Source organism: Amphritea atlantica, from assembly GCA_024397875.1.
Classification (GTDB): domain Bacteria; phylum Pseudomonadota; class Gammaproteobacteria; order Pseudomonadales; family Balneatricaceae; genus Amphritea; species Amphritea atlantica_B.
This window is the reverse complement of record CP073344.1, coordinates 3,807,686-3,822,747: the sequence shown is the minus strand read 5'-3', so window position 1 is coordinate 3,822,747 and position 15,062 is coordinate 3,807,686. Positions and strand designations below refer to the sequence as shown.

General features: G+C 53.1%; 17 protein-coding genes. 15 read left to right on the top strand and 2 right to left on the bottom strand.

What is annotated here, in order from left to right; translation table 11 throughout:
* The first annotated feature begins 8 nt into the window (after nt 1–8).
* Nucleotides 9–1,382: a DNA repair protein RadA gene (gene radA, locus KDX31_17680; GenBank protein UTW03133.1), complete on the top strand. Its 1,374-nt coding sequence runs from the start codon at nt 9–11 to the stop codon at nt 1,380–1,382.
* Nucleotides 1,383–1,396: 14 nt separating this feature from the next.
* On the opposite strand, the gene KDX31_17675 is transcribed toward radA, so the two are convergent.
* The gene (locus KDX31_17675) at nt 1,397–1,756 is read right to left on the bottom strand and encodes a PilZ domain-containing protein (protein UTW03132.1); all 360 of its coding nucleotides are present in this window, start codon (nt 1,754–1,756) and stop codon (nt 1,397–1,399) included.
* Nucleotides 1,757–1,901: 145 nt separating this feature from the next.
* The gene (gene ettA, locus KDX31_17670) at nt 1,902–3,563 is read right to left on the bottom strand and encodes an energy-dependent translational throttle protein EttA (protein ID UTW03131.1); all 1,662 of its coding nucleotides are present in this window, start codon (nt 3,561–3,563) and stop codon (nt 1,902–1,904) included.
* Nucleotides 3,564–3,801: 238 nt separating this feature from the next.
* Here ettA and KDX31_17665 point away from each other — a divergent pair, with 238 nt between their 5' ends.
* The 14 genes from KDX31_17665 to ribA all read left to right on the top strand — a co-directional run bounded on the left by KDX31_17665 (nt 3,802) and on the right by ribA (nt 15,019).
* Nucleotides 3,802–4,221, top strand: coding sequence for an Hsp20/alpha crystallin family protein (locus KDX31_17665; GenBank protein ID UTW03130.1), 420 nt, complete (start codon nt 3,802–3,804; stop codon nt 4,219–4,221).
* A 211-nt stretch (nt 4,222–4,432) separates the two neighbouring features.
* Nucleotides 4,433–5,689 carry a serine hydroxymethyltransferase gene (locus KDX31_17660; protein ID UTW03129.1) on the top strand — a complete coding sequence of 419 codons (1,257 nt, stop codon included), beginning with the start codon at nt 4,433–4,435 and terminating at the stop codon, nt 5,687–5,689.
* Between the two features lie 189 nt (nt 5,690–5,878).
* Entirely contained in the window at nt 5,879–6,364 is a 486-nt protein-coding gene (gene nrdR / locus KDX31_17655; protein UTW03128.1) for a transcriptional regulator NrdR, read from the top strand.
* A complete protein-coding gene (ribD, locus tag KDX31_17650; protein UTW03127.1) occupies nt 6,361–7,482 on the top strand; it encodes a bifunctional diaminohydroxyphosphoribosylaminopyrimidine deaminase/5-amino-6-(5-phosphoribosylamino)uracil reductase RibD in 1,122 nt (373 codons plus the stop codon). Before nrdR ends, ribD begins: the two co-directional genes overlap by 4 nt.
* Nucleotides 7,483–7,484: 2 nt before the next feature.
* Nucleotides 7,485–8,162, top strand: coding sequence for a riboflavin synthase (locus tag KDX31_17645; protein ID UTW03126.1), 678 nt, complete (start codon nt 7,485–7,487; stop codon nt 8,160–8,162).
* A gap of 24 nt (nt 8,163–8,186) precedes the next feature.
* Nucleotides 8,187–9,305 carry a 3,4-dihydroxy-2-butanone-4-phosphate synthase gene (gene ribB, locus KDX31_17640; GenBank protein UTW03125.1) on the top strand — a complete coding sequence of 373 codons (1,119 nt, stop codon included), beginning with the start codon at nt 8,187–8,189 and terminating at the stop codon, nt 9,303–9,305.
* Between the two features lie 5 nt (nt 9,306–9,310).
* A complete protein-coding gene (ribE, locus tag KDX31_17635) occupies nt 9,311–9,784 on the top strand; it encodes a 6,7-dimethyl-8-ribityllumazine synthase (GenBank protein ID UTW03124.1) in 474 nt (157 codons plus the stop codon).
* 1 nt (nt 9,785) lies between these two features.
* Nucleotides 9,786–10,262: a transcription antitermination factor NusB gene (gene nusB, locus KDX31_17630; protein ID UTW03123.1), complete on the top strand. Its 477-nt coding sequence runs from the start codon at nt 9,786–9,788 to the stop codon at nt 10,260–10,262.
* Nucleotides 10,263–11,246: a thiamine-phosphate kinase gene (gene thiL, locus KDX31_17625; GenBank protein ID UTW03122.1), complete on the top strand. Its 984-nt coding sequence runs from the start codon at nt 10,263–10,265 to the stop codon at nt 11,244–11,246.
* A complete protein-coding gene (locus KDX31_17620) occupies nt 11,246–11,719 on the top strand; it encodes a phosphatidylglycerophosphatase A (protein UTW03121.1) in 474 nt (157 codons plus the stop codon). The genes thiL and KDX31_17620 overlap by 1 nt, the downstream gene beginning before the upstream one ends.
* 228 nt (nt 11,720–11,947) lie before the next feature.
* Entirely contained in the window at nt 11,948–12,274 is a 327-nt protein-coding gene (locus KDX31_17615; protein ID UTW03120.1) for a hypothetical protein, read from the top strand.
* A gap of 10 nt (nt 12,275–12,284) precedes the next feature.
* Nucleotides 12,285–12,947, top strand: a complete 663-nt coding sequence (locus tag KDX31_17610) for a response regulator transcription factor (GenBank protein ID UTW03119.1) — start codon at nt 12,285–12,287, stop codon at nt 12,945–12,947.
* A 68-nt stretch (nt 12,948–13,015) separates the two neighbouring features.
* Complete coding sequence (locus tag KDX31_17605; protein ID UTW05441.1) at nt 13,016–14,296, top strand: sensor histidine kinase; 1,281 nt, start codon at nt 13,016–13,018, stop codon at nt 14,294–14,296.
* 105 nt (nt 14,297–14,401) lie between these two features.
* Nucleotides 14,402–15,019, top strand: a complete 618-nt coding sequence (gene ribA, locus KDX31_17600) for a GTP cyclohydrolase II (protein ID UTW03118.1) — start codon at nt 14,402–14,404, stop codon at nt 15,017–15,019.
* Nucleotides 15,020–15,062: the final 43 nt, after the last annotated feature.

Below are 15,062 nucleotides of genomic sequence, written 5' to 3'. Positions count from 1 at the left end.
AGAGTTTGATGGCCAAGGCAAAGAGTGCGTATGTCTGTAATGACTGCGGCGCAGATTACACGAAATGGCAGGGACAATGTGGCGCCTGTCATGCCTGGAATACTCTGACCGAGGTGAGGCTCAGCAGCGCTAAGCAAAGCAGTCAGCGCGGAGCCCGGTTTGAGGGTTATGCCGGCGCAGGTAGTGTGGCGAGAGTGCAGGATCTGTCGGAGGTCAATCTGGCTGATATGCCGCGCTTTGCGTCTGGTTCTGGCGAGCTGGACCGGGTTCTGGGGGGCGGGCTGGTGCCCGGATCGGCCATTCTGATCGGAGGTCATCCGGGCGCCGGTAAAAGTACTCTGTTATTGCAGACCATGTGCCATCTGGCTCAGCAGATGCCGGCGCTCTATGTCACCGGGGAGGAGTCACTGCAGCAGGTTGCACTGCGGGCCCAGCGGCTGGGGCTGACCACGACCAATCTGAAAATGTTATCAGAAACCAGTGTTGAACAGATCTGCACTATTGCTGAACAGCTGAAGCCTAAAGTGCTGGTGGTGGACTCGATTCAGGTGATGCATGTGGATGATGTCCAGTCGGCCCCCGGGAGTGTGTCGCAGGTGCGGGAAGCCGCGGCTTATCTGACGCGTTTCGCCAAACAGACAGGTACAGTACTGTTTCTGGTTGGTCATGTGACCAAGGATGGCTCCCTGGCGGGGCCAAAAGTGCTGGAACATATGATCGATTGCTCGCTGCAGCTTGAGGGAGACAGTGATGGGCGCTTCCGTACTCTGCGTAGCCATAAAAACCGTTTCGGTGCGGTGAATGAACTGGGGGTCTTTGCGATGCTGGAGCAGGGGCTGAAAGAGGTCAGAAACCCCAGCTCAATATTCCTTAACCGGGGCGAAAAAGCCAGTCCGGGGAGTCTGGTAATGGTGGTCTGGGAGGGAACCCGGCCGCTGCTGGTAGAGGTACAGGCGCTGGTGGATCAGAGTCATATGAATAACCCGCGCAGGGTTGCTGTGGGGCTGGATCATAACCGTCTGGCGATGTTGCTGGCGGTGCTGCATCGCCATGGAGGCTTGCAGACTGGCGATCAGGATGTTTTTGTCAACGTAGTGGGGGGCGTCAAAGTTCTGGAGACCAGTGCTGATCTGGCGTTGCTGTTATCGGTGGTGTCCAGCTTTCGCGACCGGGCCCTGCCACAGGATCTGATCGTCTTTGGTGAGGTCGGTCTGTCGGGAGAGATTCGCCCGGTACCCAACGGCCAGGAGCGGATTAAAGAAGCCGCGAAGCATGGATTTCGCAGGGCGATAGTACCTAAGGCAAATGCACCGAAGCAGGCCCCTGAGGGGATGGTCGTCGTGGGTGTCAGCCAGTTGTCCGAAGCGCTGGATGCGTTGTAGCAGGGCGTTGTGGCTTAGTTGCCCGTCAGGTGCTCAAGTTCTCTTTCGAGCAGTTCTTCATCACCCAGGTTCAGTTCTACCAGTCTGCGCAGGTGGGAGATGCTGTCAATATCCATGCTTTGAGCCTCAAAACCCAGATACCCGCCTAGCATGTGGCGCAGGATCACCGGCATACGGATAATAATGTCACTGGAGAGGTGGATAACCAGCTCTGCAGCATCACCAATATTCAGCAACGGGGTCTGGATGACTGAAGTCAGGGCTCCCTGGAAAGAGATGTCGATCAATTCTACCGGGCAGCTACAATCATTGGTGCGGATCTCACAGTCTGCATCAAAGGTGATTCGCTGAAAGCGGCGCCGCTCTTCTGTCATTCGTGTGCTCCGGGTTTAAGTGCCATTTAGTAAATCATTCTAGTGCATATTTTCTGCGGAGTACCTTTTATGGATACTCAGAGTGAGCAATATAAAAAAACCGGCTCGAAGCCGGTTTTTTTGAGTTGATAAGTGCCGGATCGGCTTATTTAGCCATCCGCTTATACTTAATCCGCTCTGGCTGATGATCTTTGCCGTAGCGGCGTTTGTAGTCTTCAGCGTATTCAGTGTAGTTGCCTTCAAAGAACGCTACTGTAGAGTCGCCTTCATAGGCCAGCATATGGGTGCATACGCGGTCGAGGAACCAGCGGTCGTGAGAGATCACCACGGCGCAGCCAGGAAACGCCAGTAACGCTTCCTCCAGTGCCCGCAGGGTTTCAACATCAAGGTCGTTGGTCGGCTCATCGAGTAACAGTACGTTGCCGCCCTCTTTCAGCAGTTTAGCCATATGCAGACGGTTGCGTTCACCGCCGGACAGGTCTTTAACAAACTTCTGCTGATCCGCACCTTTGAAGTTGAAGCGGCCACAATAAGCACGGGACGATGTTGTGTAGTTGCCGACGACAATGTTGTCCTGGCCATCGGAGATCTCTTCCCAGACCGTTTTTTCACCTGCCAGATCACGGCTCTGATCAACATAGGCCAGCTTGACGGTTTCACCGATCTCAATGGTACCTGAATCAGGCTGTTCCTGGCCGGTAACCATTTTGAAGAGGGTCGACTTACCCGCACCGTTACCGCCGATTATGCCAACAATGGCGCCCTGCGGAATGGTTACTGAGAGATCTTCAAACAGAACCTTATCGCCAAACGACTTGGTAACGTTATTCAGTACGATCACTTTTTCGCCCAGGCGAGGACCCGGGGGAATGTAGATTTCAGAGGTCTCATTACGGGTCTGGAATTCGCGGGAGTTCATCTCCTCGAACTGACGCAGACGGGCTTTGGATTTCGCCTGACGCCCTTTCTGGCCCTGACGTACCCACTCCAGCTCGGCATTAACCGCCTTATGGTGCGCCGCTTCCTGCTTGGATTCCATCTCCAGGCGCTTATCTTTCTGCTCCAGCCAGCTGGAGTAGTTGCCTTCATAAGGGATGCCGCGGCCCCGGTCCAGCTCAAGAATCCAGCCAGCCGCATTATCGAGGAAGTAGCGGTCGTGGGTGATTGCCACAACGGTGCCGGGATATTCCTTCAGAAAGCGTTCGATCCAGGCGATCGATTCAGCATCCAGATGGTTGGTTGGCTCGTCCAGCAACAGCATGTCCGGCTTATCCAGCAGCAGGCGGCAGAGGGCAACCCGGCGGCGCTCACCACCCGACAGATTCTTAATCTCGGCATCCCAGGGCGGCAGGCGCATCGCATCGGCAGCACGCTCCAGCATGATTTCCAGGTTATGGCCGTCTTTGGCTGCGATCAGATCTTCAAAGCGAGCCTGCTGTTTGGCAAGTTCGTCAAAATCGGCATCCGGCTCAGCGTAGGCCGCATAGACTGCTTCCAGCCCATTCAGCGCTTCTTTTACATCGGCAACCGCTTCTTCAACGACTTCGCGGACGGTCTTGCTATCGTCCAGCCGGGGTTCCTGTGGCAGATAGCCCACATTGATGCCCGGCATCGGACGTGCCTCGCCAATGTACTCCTGGTCAACACCCGCCATGATTTTCAGCAGGGAGGATTTACCCGAGCCGTTCAGACCCAGTACGCCGATTTTGGCGCCGGGGAAGAACGACAGGGAGATGTCTTTTAGTATTTCGCGCTTGGGCGGCACGACTTTGCCGACCCGATTCATGCTGTAAACGTACTGAGCCATTACACAACCTGTTAACTGTTATCTCAAAACTGCGCATATCTTAGCGGTACCGAGCGTTGATTGCCATTTGAACTGCGCCAAAAAAGATATTGGAGAAAGGTAAGTGGCATCACTACACCTAGTGTGTGTTTAGCGGCTGAGCTTATATGGGTGTTTTTTTAGGGTGCTGAGGCTATGTTGCTGAATACAGTGTTAAGGCGTGCGATCAACTGAAGTAATAACTCGGGAGGTGAAAAAGATGAGTAATCTGACACGTTTTAATAGCCTGTTTGACGATACGTTCTTTAATGATTTCTTTCGTCCGGTTCGTCGTGATGGTAGCGGAGACAGAGTGCCCGAGATTGATGTTCATGATGGCGAAGGGCAGTACCTGATCAAAGTGGATTTACCGGGCATTCGTAAAGAGGATATTGATATTAGTCTGGAAAACGGGGTGCTGTCGGTCAGTGCTGAAACGACGAAAGAGGATAAAGAAGAAAAGGATGGCAAACTGATCCGTCAGGAACGTCACTATGGAAAGTATCTGCGTTCCCTCTCAGTGGGTTCTGATGTTGATCCGGCGGGGATTAAAGCTCATTTTGAGGATGGTGTGCTGAATCTGACCTTGCCTAAGGCTATGGAAAAGCAGCCTTCTACTGTTTCTATCGCTATCGAGTAGGTCTTACCCGGTACTGGCTATGTTCCCGGCAGTTGATTGCTGTCGGGAATTTTCCCTTTATGAACGAAATTCTCTGTTAACTGACTTACTTTCATGTGCGCTTTGTCTATAAATTCGACTATAATATGCGGCTTTTCCAAGGTCCGGAATTTCGACGCTGTTAAAACAGTGTTGGCCGGGCCGGTGTAAATCTCAATCTTGGGGACCGCTAATGTTTAGCAAAGAGATGACTATCGCTGGTTTTGATCCGGACCTGTATGCTGCGATGCAGGCCGAGGCCAAGCGTCAGGAAGAGCATATCGAACTGATTGCTTCTGAAAACTATACCAGCCCACGGGTAATGGAAGCTCAGGGTTCTGAGCTGACCAACAAATACGCGGAAGGTTACCCTGGCAAGCGTTACTACGGTGGTTGTGAGTACGTTGATGTGGTTGAACAGCTGGCGATTGATCGCGCCAAAGAGCTGTTTGATGCAACCTATGCAAACGTACAGCCTCACTCGGGTTCCCAGGCAAACGCAGCGGTTTATATGGCGCTGTGTCAGCCAGGTGATACTGTTCTGGGGATGAGTCTGGCCCACGGTGGCCACCTGACTCACGGTGCGGCGGTCAGCTTTTCCGGACGTATCTACAATGCGGTACAGTACGGTCTGAAAGCTGAAACCGGTGAGATCGACTATGACGAAGTTGAGCGTCTGGCGCTGGAACATAAGCCTAAAATGATCGTAGCTGGCTTCTCTGCGTACTCCCGTGTTGTTGACTGGCAGCGTTTCCGTGATATTGCCGATCAGGTTGGCGCATATCTGTTTGTTGATATGGCGCATGTTGCCGGTCTGGTTGCTGCCGGTGTTTATCCGACACCACTGCCTTTTGCTGACGTTGTTACCACGACCACACACAAAACACTGGGTGGCCCGCGTGGCGGTCTGATCATCTCTGCTAATGCAGATGAAGAGCTGCAGAAGAAACTGAACTTCGCGGTATTTCCTGAGTCTCAGGGTGGCCCTCTGATGCATGTGATCGCAGCTAAAGCGGTCTGTTTCAAGGAAGCGATGCAGGATGACTGGAAAGCCTATCAGGCTCAGGTTGTTAAAAATGCGCAGGCGATGGCGAAAGTATTCAAGGAGCGTGGTATTAAGATCGTTTCCGACGGTACCGACGACCACCTGTTCCTGGTTGATCTGATCGGTAAAGAGTACACCGGTAAAGATGCTGATGCGGCGCTGGGTCGTGCAAACATCACCGTTAACAAAAACTCTGTACCTAACGATCCCCGTTCTCCATTTGTGACCTCGGGTCTGCGTATCGGTACACCGGCGATTACCCGTCGTGGGTTTGGTGAGGCTGAAGCTGAACAGCTGACTGGCTGGATCTGCGATGTGCTGGATAATATTGACAACGAAGAGGTGATTAACACAGTTAAACAGAAGGTACTGGATATCTGTGCACGCTTCCCGGTTTATAAGTAAACCGTTACAATAGAAACTGTTTATAAATCAGTTTCCCTGTCGGGGCGCCATGTGCGCCCCGGTTGTTTATATAAGCACTTTCAAACAGGTTTAATATCTGTTGTGCAAGCACTCATGACAAGTGCTTATATAAGCTTTTAACCGCTCTTTTCCGGCTGGATCTTCAGCCACGCTCTTTGAGGATGATATATGCACTGTCCGTTCTGTAATGCCCATGAAACCAAGGTGGTGGACTCACGCCTGGTGGCAGAAGGTCAGCAGATTCGTCGTCGGCGCGAATGTATCACCTGTCATGAGCGGTTTACCACCTACGAAGCCGCTGAGCTTCTGATGCCCCGTTTGATTAAAGCGGATGGCACCCGTCAACCCTTCGATGAAGATAAACTCCGTGCCGGTATTCAGCGTGCAGTGGAGAAACGTCCGGTCAGTGTTGAAGATATCGAAGCCTGTATCAGTCGAATCAAACAACACCTGCGTGCCACCGGTGAGCGTGAGCTGCCCTCCCGTAACGTTGGCGAGGAGGTGATGAGCCAGCTGCGCAAGCTTGATCAGGTAGCCTATGTTCGGTTTGCCTCGGTGTACCGTAGTTTTCAGGATATCAACGAGTTCAAAGAGGAGATCGACCGGCTGTCGGAACAGAAAGAGGACGCTGTAAAGGCAGAGTCATCGGAATGACAGACTGGAGCATTGCCGATCATACTTTTATGTCCCGCGCCGTGCAGATTGCCTGGCAGGGACTGTACACCACCGAACCCAATCCCCGGGTGGGTTGTGTGCTGGTTCGCGACGGGGTACAGATCGCCGAGGGTTACCACCGTAAAGCCGGTGAGGGCCACGCAGAGGTTAATGCACTTCGCCATGCGGGTGAGCAGGCAAAAGGCTGTAGCGCTTATGTTACTCTGGAACCCTGCAGTCATCATGGTAAAACCCCGCCCTGTGCGGATGCCCTGATCGCCGCGGGTGTCGCAGAAGTCGTTGTGGGGATGGTTGATCCGAACCCGCAGGTGTCCGGCAGAGGCATCGCTAAGCTGGAGCAGGCAGGCATAAAGGTCCGCTGTGGCCTGATGGAAACTCAGTGCCGGGCGCTTAATCCGGGCTTTATAAAACGGATGGCAACCGGAATGCCGTATGTCAGGCTTAAAATGGCGGCCAGTCTCGATGGGCGTACGGCGATGGCATCCGGTGAAAGTAAATGGATCACCGGGCCTTTAGCCCGTCAGGATGTACAACGTCTGCGGGCGCGCAGTTCCGCTGTGATCAGTGGCGTCGGTTCGATAATCAGCGATAATGCTTCACTGAATGTACGTGAAGCGGAACTGGGACTGGAGAATGCGGCGGAGGTGGCTGCCCGCCAGCCGCTACGGGTTGTGCTGGACAGTTCCGGGCGTATGCCGGAACGAGCTAAACTGCTCAGTTTGCCCGGCCGGACTCTGATTGTCAGCTGTGTGGATGCCCCCGGTTTTATCGCCGCCTGCGATTCAGTTGAGTGGTTAAAACTCCCCGGAAAACAGGGGGGTATTGATCTGCATGCGCTGTTAAAAACGCTTGTAGCAAGGGATTGTAATGAGATACTGGTGGAAACCGGAGCAACCCTGGCCGGTGCGTTTATTGCCGCCGGGCTGGTGGATGAACTGGTTATCTATCAGGCGATGAAGTTGTTGGGCAGTAATGCCCTGCCGATGTTTCTGTTGCCGCTGGACCGAATGAGTGAGCAGAAAAAGCTCACGCTTATCGACAGCAGAATACTGGGGGATGATCTGCGTCTGACGCTGATTCCCGGGTTGGAGAGTTAACAATGTTTACCGGAATTATTGAAGCGGTTGGCGTAATCGCCGCAGCCGAAGAGGTGCAGGGTGATCTGCGTTTGTATGTGCGTACCGGTGACCTGGATCTGTCGGATGTAAAACTGGGCGACAGCATTGCGGTCAATGGCGTCTGTCTCACCGCTGTGGCGCTGCCAGGCGATGGTTTCTGGGCCGATGTTTCGCGGGAGACGCTGGTGCACACCCGGTTTCCGGATCTATCACCGGGTGAACGGGTGAATCTGGAAAAAGCGATGCAACCGACCACGCGTTTTGGCGGTCATATCGTCACCGGCCATGTGGATGGGCTGGGTGAGGTGATTGCGATCGAAGAAGATGCCCGTTCGATCCGCTTTAAGATCAGCGCGCCTGAAACGATTGCCCGTTATATCGCCGCGAAAGGGTCAATTACCGTGGATGGCGTCAGCCTGACGGCAAATGCAGTAGACGGTCGTGTTTTTGACCTGAATGTTGTGCCCCATACAGCGCAGGAAACTATAATAGCCAGCTATACGTCTGGTCGGAAAGTGCACCTGGAAGTTGATATTATTGCCCGCTATATGGAGCGACTGATCAGCTATACAGGTGACGCTGATACTAATTTAACGGAACCGGCAGGTGGGGTGAGTATGGCTACCCTCGCTGCTGCGGGTTTCCTGAACCGCCGCTAGTGCGGCCACAGAGGTTTTAGTTTAATGGAACTGAATACACCCCAGGAACTGATCGAAGATATTCGTCAGGGAAAAATGGTTATCCTGATGGATGATGAAGACCGGGAAAACGAAGGTGACCTGGTGATTGCTGCGGAGATGGTGCGCGCAGACGATATCAACTTTATGGCGACCCATGCCCGCGGACTGATCTGTCTGACGCTGACCCGTGACCGTTGTCAGCAGTTGAAGCTGCCCTTGATGGTGCAGAGTAATGGTGCACAGTTTTCCACCAACTTTACGATGTCAATCGAAGCCGCTGAGGGAGTTACCACCGGCATTTCTGCGGCAGACCGGGCGCACACTGTACGCACAGCCGTACGTGCAGATGCCAAGCCGGAAGATATCGTTCAGCCGGGACACATCTTCCCACTGATGGCTCAGCCCGGTGGCGTGCTGAGCCGTGCCGGTCATACCGAAGCGGGCTGTGATCTGGCCCGTCTTGCGGGTATGACGCCAGCGGCGGCGATTGTCGAAATTATGAACGATGACGGCACTATGGCGCGCCGTCCCGATCTGGAAGAGTTTGCACAGAAGCATAATCTGAAGATCGGTACCATTGCTGATCTGATCCATTATCGTACTACCAACGAACATACGGTGATGCGCGAGAGTGAAGGGAGCCTGCCAACCGAGTTTGGCGAGTTTAACTTTGTTACCTATCTGGATGAGATTCAGGGCTGTACCCATATGGCGCTGACACTGGGTGATATTACCCCTGAAGAGCCTACCCCGGTGCGGGTTCACCTGCGTACAGAGGTGCTGCGTGATGTTGTCGGTGCGGCACAGGGCGAAGAGCTGAAATGGACGATGCGCCGGGCTCTGAAAAAAATCTCTGATGAAGGTAAGGGTGTGGTATTGCTGCTGGATACCGGTGTTCGTGTTGATCTGGGTGATGCCCTGAATCAGATGCTCAATAATGAGAAAAAGATTCGTCAGCACAATATCAGTGCTTCAGGTTCCTATCTGACGGTAGGTACCGGTTCTCAGATCCTGCGGGATCTGGGTGTAGGTAAGATGCGGGTGCTGAGTTCACCTATGAAATTTAATGCAATCTCAGGCTTTGATCTGGAGATTGTCGATTACATTGCATGCGAAGAGTAAAGAATATGTCAGTTCAGTATATTGAAGGTGATTTTCTGACCGGAAATGGTCAGTACGCGATAGTTGTTGGGCGTTTTAACAGTTTTGTTGTCGAAAGCCTGCTGGAAGGTGCAATTGATACCCTCAAGCGCCACGGTATTGCAGAGGAAAAAATCCGCGTGATTCGGGTTCCGGGTGCATTTGAGATCCCGTTAGCGGTTCAGAAGATCGCCGATCAGAAAAAAGATGACGCAATCATTGCGTTGGGTGCGGTTATCCGTGGCGGTACTCCGCACTTTGAATACGTTTCCGGTGAGAGCTCTAAAGGTGTGGCTCAGGTGTCTCTGGACTCGGGTATTCCTGTGGCTAACGGTATTCTGACCGTTAATTCTATTGAGCAGGCGATTGAGCGTTCCGGTACTAAAGCAGGCAATAAAGGTGCAGAAGCTGCACTGTCTGCGCTGGAAATGGTTAGTCTGCTGCGTCAGCTTGAGGTTTAAGATGAGCGACACTCCTGCACCTAAAAAGCAGAACAAAAAGTCTCATACCGAGATGCGCCGGGCGGCGCGAAGCTTCGCCCTGCAGGCGATCTATCAGTGGGAGATGTCCGGCAATGCGGTCAGCGATATTGAGCTGCAGTTCCGTATGGATAACGATATGACCGGTACCGATCTGAGTCTGTTCAACGAGCTGTTGCATGGTGTGCCTGCCAACGTCGCTGAACTGGACCGGGCTTACGAGCCGTTCCTGGATCGTGCGCTGGATGATCTTGATCCTATCGAGCGGGCTGTACTGCGTATTGGCAGCTTCGAACTGATCTATCGTATTGTGGTGCCCTATAAAGTTGTGATTAATGAGAGTGTTGATCTGGCCAAAATATTCGGTGCCACTGAGAGTCATAAGTATGTCAACGGCATACTCGACAAGCTGGCTGCCCGGGTGCGTATGACCGAGATAAACGCTAAACGCGGTAAATAAATGACCGTGGCCACAGATGAGTTTGGGCTGATCCGGGATTATTTCTCTGATATCGGCAGCGATAGCACCGGCTCGGTCCGGCTCTCTGTAGGTGATGACTGTGCGGTGATCGCGCCACCCTCTAATCGGGACATGGTGGTCTCCATTGATACCATGGTTGAGGGAACTCACTTCCCGGTGGGCACCCCCGGCGACAGAGTCGCGTCCCGGTTGCTCGGCGCCGCGCTAAGCGATCTGGCGGCGATGGCCGCTACGCCCGCTTTTTTCACCCTGGCAGTGACGCTGCCGGACACTAATGCGATCTGGTTGCGCGCATTCAGTACCCGGCTTGCCGAACTGGCCCGTCTTTATGGTGTGCAACTGGTGGGTGGTGATACTACCCGTGGTCCTCTGACACTGAGTATTCAGGTACATGGCTGGACCGTGCCGGATAAGGCATTGCTGCGCAGTGGTGCCCGCCCTGGCGACCGGATCTTTGTTACCGGCACTCTGGGAGACTCCCGGGGAGGGCTGGAAACACTGCTTAAAGATATCCATGGCGAGCAGGTCCCTTTCCTGCAACACCGGTTTTTCTGTCCTGAACCCCGTCTGGATACAGCGTTGCTGATTGCTCCCTTTGCGACCGCAGCGATCGATATTTCTGACGGTCTGCTGGCCGATCTTAATCATATCCTCGATGCTAGTCAGGTGGGTGCGATGCTGAATCCCGATGAATTGCCGGTCTCCGATGAGTTATATCATTGGGTGGGTGAAGAGCAGTCGCGGCAGTGGGCGCTGACCGGGGGAGAGGACTTTGAACTCTGCTTTACTGTACCGGCACTGCTGGAACCTAAACTTGCATGGGCACTGCGTGATCATAGTGTTGCTGTGACCTGTATTGGGCAGATCTCCGCCACTCCCGGTATTTTTCTGGCTGAGGATGGGCAGATCTGGCCTGTGGCGCCTCAGGGTTACAATCATTTTTCTGATAAAGGCAGCGCGTGATGAATCAGGCCCCAGCTTCTGTATGGCGAAATCCGGTCCACTTTCTGGCATTTGGATTGGGTAGTGGTGCCTCTCCCTGGGCGCCGGGGACGGCAGGCACAATTGCTGCTATCCCCCTGTTTCTGCTGATTCAGCCCCTCTCTCTTGCCTGGTATGCTGCTGTTTTACTGATTACGTTTATCGTGGGTATCTATCTGTGCGGCAAAACCTCGGAAGATATGGGGGTCCATGATCATGGTGGAATCGTCTGGGATGAGTTTGTCGGTTACTGGATAACGATGTATGCAGCGCCGCCCGGGTGGCTCTGGATTGTTATCGGCTTCGTGCTGTTTCGTCTGTTTGATATTATAAAACCCTGGCCAATCAGCTGGGCAGATAAAAAAGTAGCGGGTGGTCTGGGGATTATGCTGGATGATGTACTGGCGGGCCTGATGGCACTGGCGTGTCTGCAGTTGTTAACCCTGGTCTTCTGATTTTTATTCTGCTTCCGTCGTCAGATCATATTCCCTCTGCTCCCTCTCTTTGCTTTCAGTTTGAATTCAGATAGTGCTGATAGTCTTTTCATATAGTCCGGGATAACTTTTTCGGCGTGTTACGGGTATATTGATGAAATCGTAACAACTGCTGAAAGCCCTGAGACAGAATCGCAGTATACTGACTCCGAAAGCCTTGTGGCTGTTTCGGAGAGCAGTGGAGTCACTATGAAGACATTCTTACTTAAAATTGTATTTTTATTCCTTCTGGTCTCGCCGTCTCTGCACAGTGAAGCGGTCGGGATAAAGACGCTTGATGCGGAAGCTTGCCGGGTGCTGGTGCAGGCGGGTGAGATTCTCTCAATGAATGATCTGATGCGCTTGGTCAGCACCCTGTCGGAAGGTAAAATTATTGATACCCACCTGTTACAGAAAGAGCTGCTTTATATCTATGAGATGGAGATAGCCGGCTCGGACGGAATGGTGTCAATGCTCTATGTCGATGCCCGTAACGGGGATGTGGTCGATCCGGTTGTGCTCGATAGTCAGGACTAAGGGGGGGCAGATGCGTATTCTGTTAGTGGAAGATGATGCTGCACTGGGGCCTGAACTCAAGGCTTCGCTGGCGAAACATGGCTATGCGGTCGATCTGGCGATCAATGGAGTTGATGGTGAGATCATGGGTAAGGAGGATATCTATGATCTGGTGGTGCTTGATCTTGGCCTGCCTGACCGTTCAGGTCTGGAGGTGTTACGCCACTGGCGGGCACAGAAGAATAATATCCCGGTTTTGGTGCTGACGGCCCGTAGCGCCTGGCAGGAGCGCGTCGATGGGTTTGATGCCGGGGCTGATGATTATCTGCCTAAGCCGTTTCATACCGAGGAGCTTCTGGCGCGGATGACGGCCCTGTTACGCCGGGCGAATCATCAGATTTCGTCACAGCTGGAAGCCTCCGGACTGACGCTGGATGAGAATACTCAGTCGGTTATTCTCGAGGGTAAAGAGATCGCACTGACCGGGACCGAATACCGTCTGCTGCGCTATATGATGCATAATCCCGGACGGGTATTGTCTAAGCTGCAATTAGTCGAACATATGTACGATGATTGCGCAGAGAACGATAGTAATGTGGTGGAAGCCTATATCAAGATGCTGCGGAAAAAGATCGGTCACGAAATGATCTCCACCAAGCGGGGTCAGGGGTATGTTTTCGGAGCCAGTCGTTGAGGTCGATTCAGTCCAGACTTAATGTCAACTTTATCGTTGTAACGCTGATCCTGTTCAGCCTTTTCTGGGTGGGGCAGAGCTGGTTTTTGCGGCAGATGGCGTATGAGTTCGTGGCCGCGCGCCTGACCAGCGACGCCTATACCGTGCTGCGGGCCGTTGAGATGGATATCGGTGCTGGCTGGCGTATCAATGTGGACAATACCTCCTCGGTATATCAGCAGCCGATGTCAGGGCACTATTACCAGGTTGCTGTAGACGGTAAGTGGTTTTTTTCCCGTTCACTCTGGGATAGTCAGATACCTGCCGAAGTGGGGCAGGATATTGGTCAGGACAATATTCGCCTGATCCAGCAAAATAACAAACCCGCTCTGGTTTACTCAAAAACCTTTATGAAGCAGGGACGTGAGATTCAGGTGATGCTGGCTGAAGATATCAGCCGGATTGAGGAATCGTTGAATCAGCTGGGCTGGTTAATGGTGGGGCTGGGACTCATCGGCCTGATCATCCTGCTGGTACTGCAGATCTCTATTATCCGTCGTGGACTCCGCTCACTGAAAGAGGTGAAGCAGGATATATCCCGGCTTAAGTCCGGAGAGATCCGGCAGCTCTCATCAACCAATACTCAGGAGATTGAGCCGCTGGTGACTGAGATTAACTATCTGGTGCAGAATATGGAGCTGCGGTTGCAGCGTTCCCGTAATGCCGTTGGCAACCTGGCCCATGCGGCGAAAACACCGCTGACCGTTATCGATCGCCATATTGATACCCTGCTTGAACAGGGAATGCCCCAGGGACCGGTTATTAAAGAGCAGTCTCAGCGACTGCGGCAGATGATCGACCGGGAGCTGACCCGGGCACGGATTGCCGGTGCCGCCCTGCCGGGACAGCGGATCTATGTGGGTGAAGAGCTTGAGAAGCTGATCCGGACCCTGAAAGCGATCTATCGGGAGAAAGCGCTGGTCTTTGATCTGGATGTCAGCGCGAAGAGTTATTTTCCGGGTGAACGGGATGATCTGGTCGAGCTGCTGGGCAATTTGCTGGATAATGCCTGTAAATGGGCGGAGAGTCAGATTCGCATTAACGCGCACATGGATGAGCACTGTCTGGAGCTGATAGTCGAAGACGATGGTCCGGGCGTCCCTGCAGAGGCGCGGGAACGGCTGATGAATCGTGGTGAGAGACTTGATGAGTCAACCAGCGGGCATGGGCTTGGGATGAGTATTATCAATGAGATTGTTCGTCAGTATCAGGGCCGGATAATGCTTGATTCATCGGAGCCTTTAGGCGGGCTTAAAGTGATGGTTATGCTACCCCGCCGTGTTGATCCGGAGCTGGTTAAGCAAAATTAATACACCGCAACCTTTAATATTCTGATAATGCCCCCATTTCAGGGGTATGTGAAAGGCGATATCACTGCTAGAATAACCGCCTTATTTTTTCGAAGGAATCCCTTAGTGTCCGTAAAGTACGCCGCATCATCCAAGCTGCCGACCCCATGGGGGGTTTTTACCATGGTTGGGTTTGAAGACCTGGCATCCGGAAAAGAGCATGTGGCGCTGACCTATGGTGATCTGAACTCTGGCACGCCGGTACTGGCGCGTATCCATTCCGAATGTCTGACCGGTGACGCGCTGTTTTCGTTACGCTGCGATTGTGGCTTTCAGCTGCAGGAAGCGCTCAAGCGGATCAGTGAAGAGGGTTGTGGGGTGTTGCTTTATCTGCGTCAGGAGGGGCGTGGTATCGGCCTGCTGAACAAAATCAAAGCCTATCATCTGCAGGACGGTGGGGCTGATACGGTTGAGGCCAATGAGAAACTGGGCTTTGCCGCCGATATGCGTGATTACAGTATGTGTCAGGTGATGCTTGAACACCTGGGCGTTAGCAGCGTCAACCTGATGACGAATAACCCGCGTAAGGTGAAAGCGTTAGAGCAGTACGGTCTGAACGTTGCCGCCCGCGTGCCCCTGCAGGTGGGTAAAAATCGCCACAATGAGCAGTATCTGGCGACCAAGATGGGTAAGCTGGGTCACTTGATGAGCGAACATCATTTTCAGGATGATGAAGAGGAATAATTGAAAAACCGGCTTATGCCGGTTTTTTTATAGCTGATCGGCG

Coding starts and splice junctions, on each gene's coding strand:
- ettA (UTW03131.1), bottom strand. CDS start 3,563: ATGGCTCAGTACGTTTACAGCATGAATCGGGTCGGCAAAGTCGTGCCG.
- ribB (UTW03125.1), top strand. CDS start 8,187: ATGGAACTGAATACACCCCAGGAACTGATCGAAGATATTCGTCAGGGA.
- KDX31_17610 (UTW03119.1), top strand. CDS start 12,285: ATGCGTATTCTGTTAGTGGAAGATGATGCTGCACTGGGGCCTGAACTC.
- KDX31_17660 (UTW03129.1), top strand. CDS start 4,433: ATGTTTAGCAAAGAGATGACTATCGCTGGTTTTGATCCGGACCTGTAT.
- nrdR (UTW03128.1), top strand. CDS start 5,879: ATGCACTGTCCGTTCTGTAATGCCCATGAAACCAAGGTGGTGGACTCA.
- KDX31_17645 (UTW03126.1), top strand. CDS start 7,485: ATGTTTACCGGAATTATTGAAGCGGTTGGCGTAATCGCCGCAGCCGAA.
- ribE (UTW03124.1), top strand. CDS start 9,311: ATGTCAGTTCAGTATATTGAAGGTGATTTTCTGACCGGAAATGGTCAG.
- KDX31_17665 (UTW03130.1), top strand. CDS start 3,802: ATGAGTAATCTGACACGTTTTAATAGCCTGTTTGACGATACGTTCTTT.
- KDX31_17615 (UTW03120.1), top strand. CDS start 11,948: ATGAAGACATTCTTACTTAAAATTGTATTTTTATTCCTTCTGGTCTCG.
- radA (UTW03133.1), top strand. CDS start 9: ATGGCCAAGGCAAAGAGTGCGTATGTCTGTAATGACTGCGGCGCAGAT.
- KDX31_17620 (UTW03121.1), top strand. CDS start 11,246: ATGAATCAGGCCCCAGCTTCTGTATGGCGAAATCCGGTCCACTTTCTG.
- nusB (UTW03123.1), top strand. CDS start 9,786: ATGAGCGACACTCCTGCACCTAAAAAGCAGAACAAAAAGTCTCATACC.
- ribD (UTW03127.1), top strand. CDS start 6,361: ATGACAGACTGGAGCATTGCCGATCATACTTTTATGTCCCGCGCCGTG.
- thiL (UTW03122.1), top strand. CDS start 10,263: ATGACCGTGGCCACAGATGAGTTTGGGCTGATCCGGGATTATTTCTCT.
- KDX31_17675 (UTW03132.1), bottom strand. CDS start 1,756: ATGACAGAAGAGCGGCGCCGCTTTCAGCGAATCACCTTTGATGCAGAC.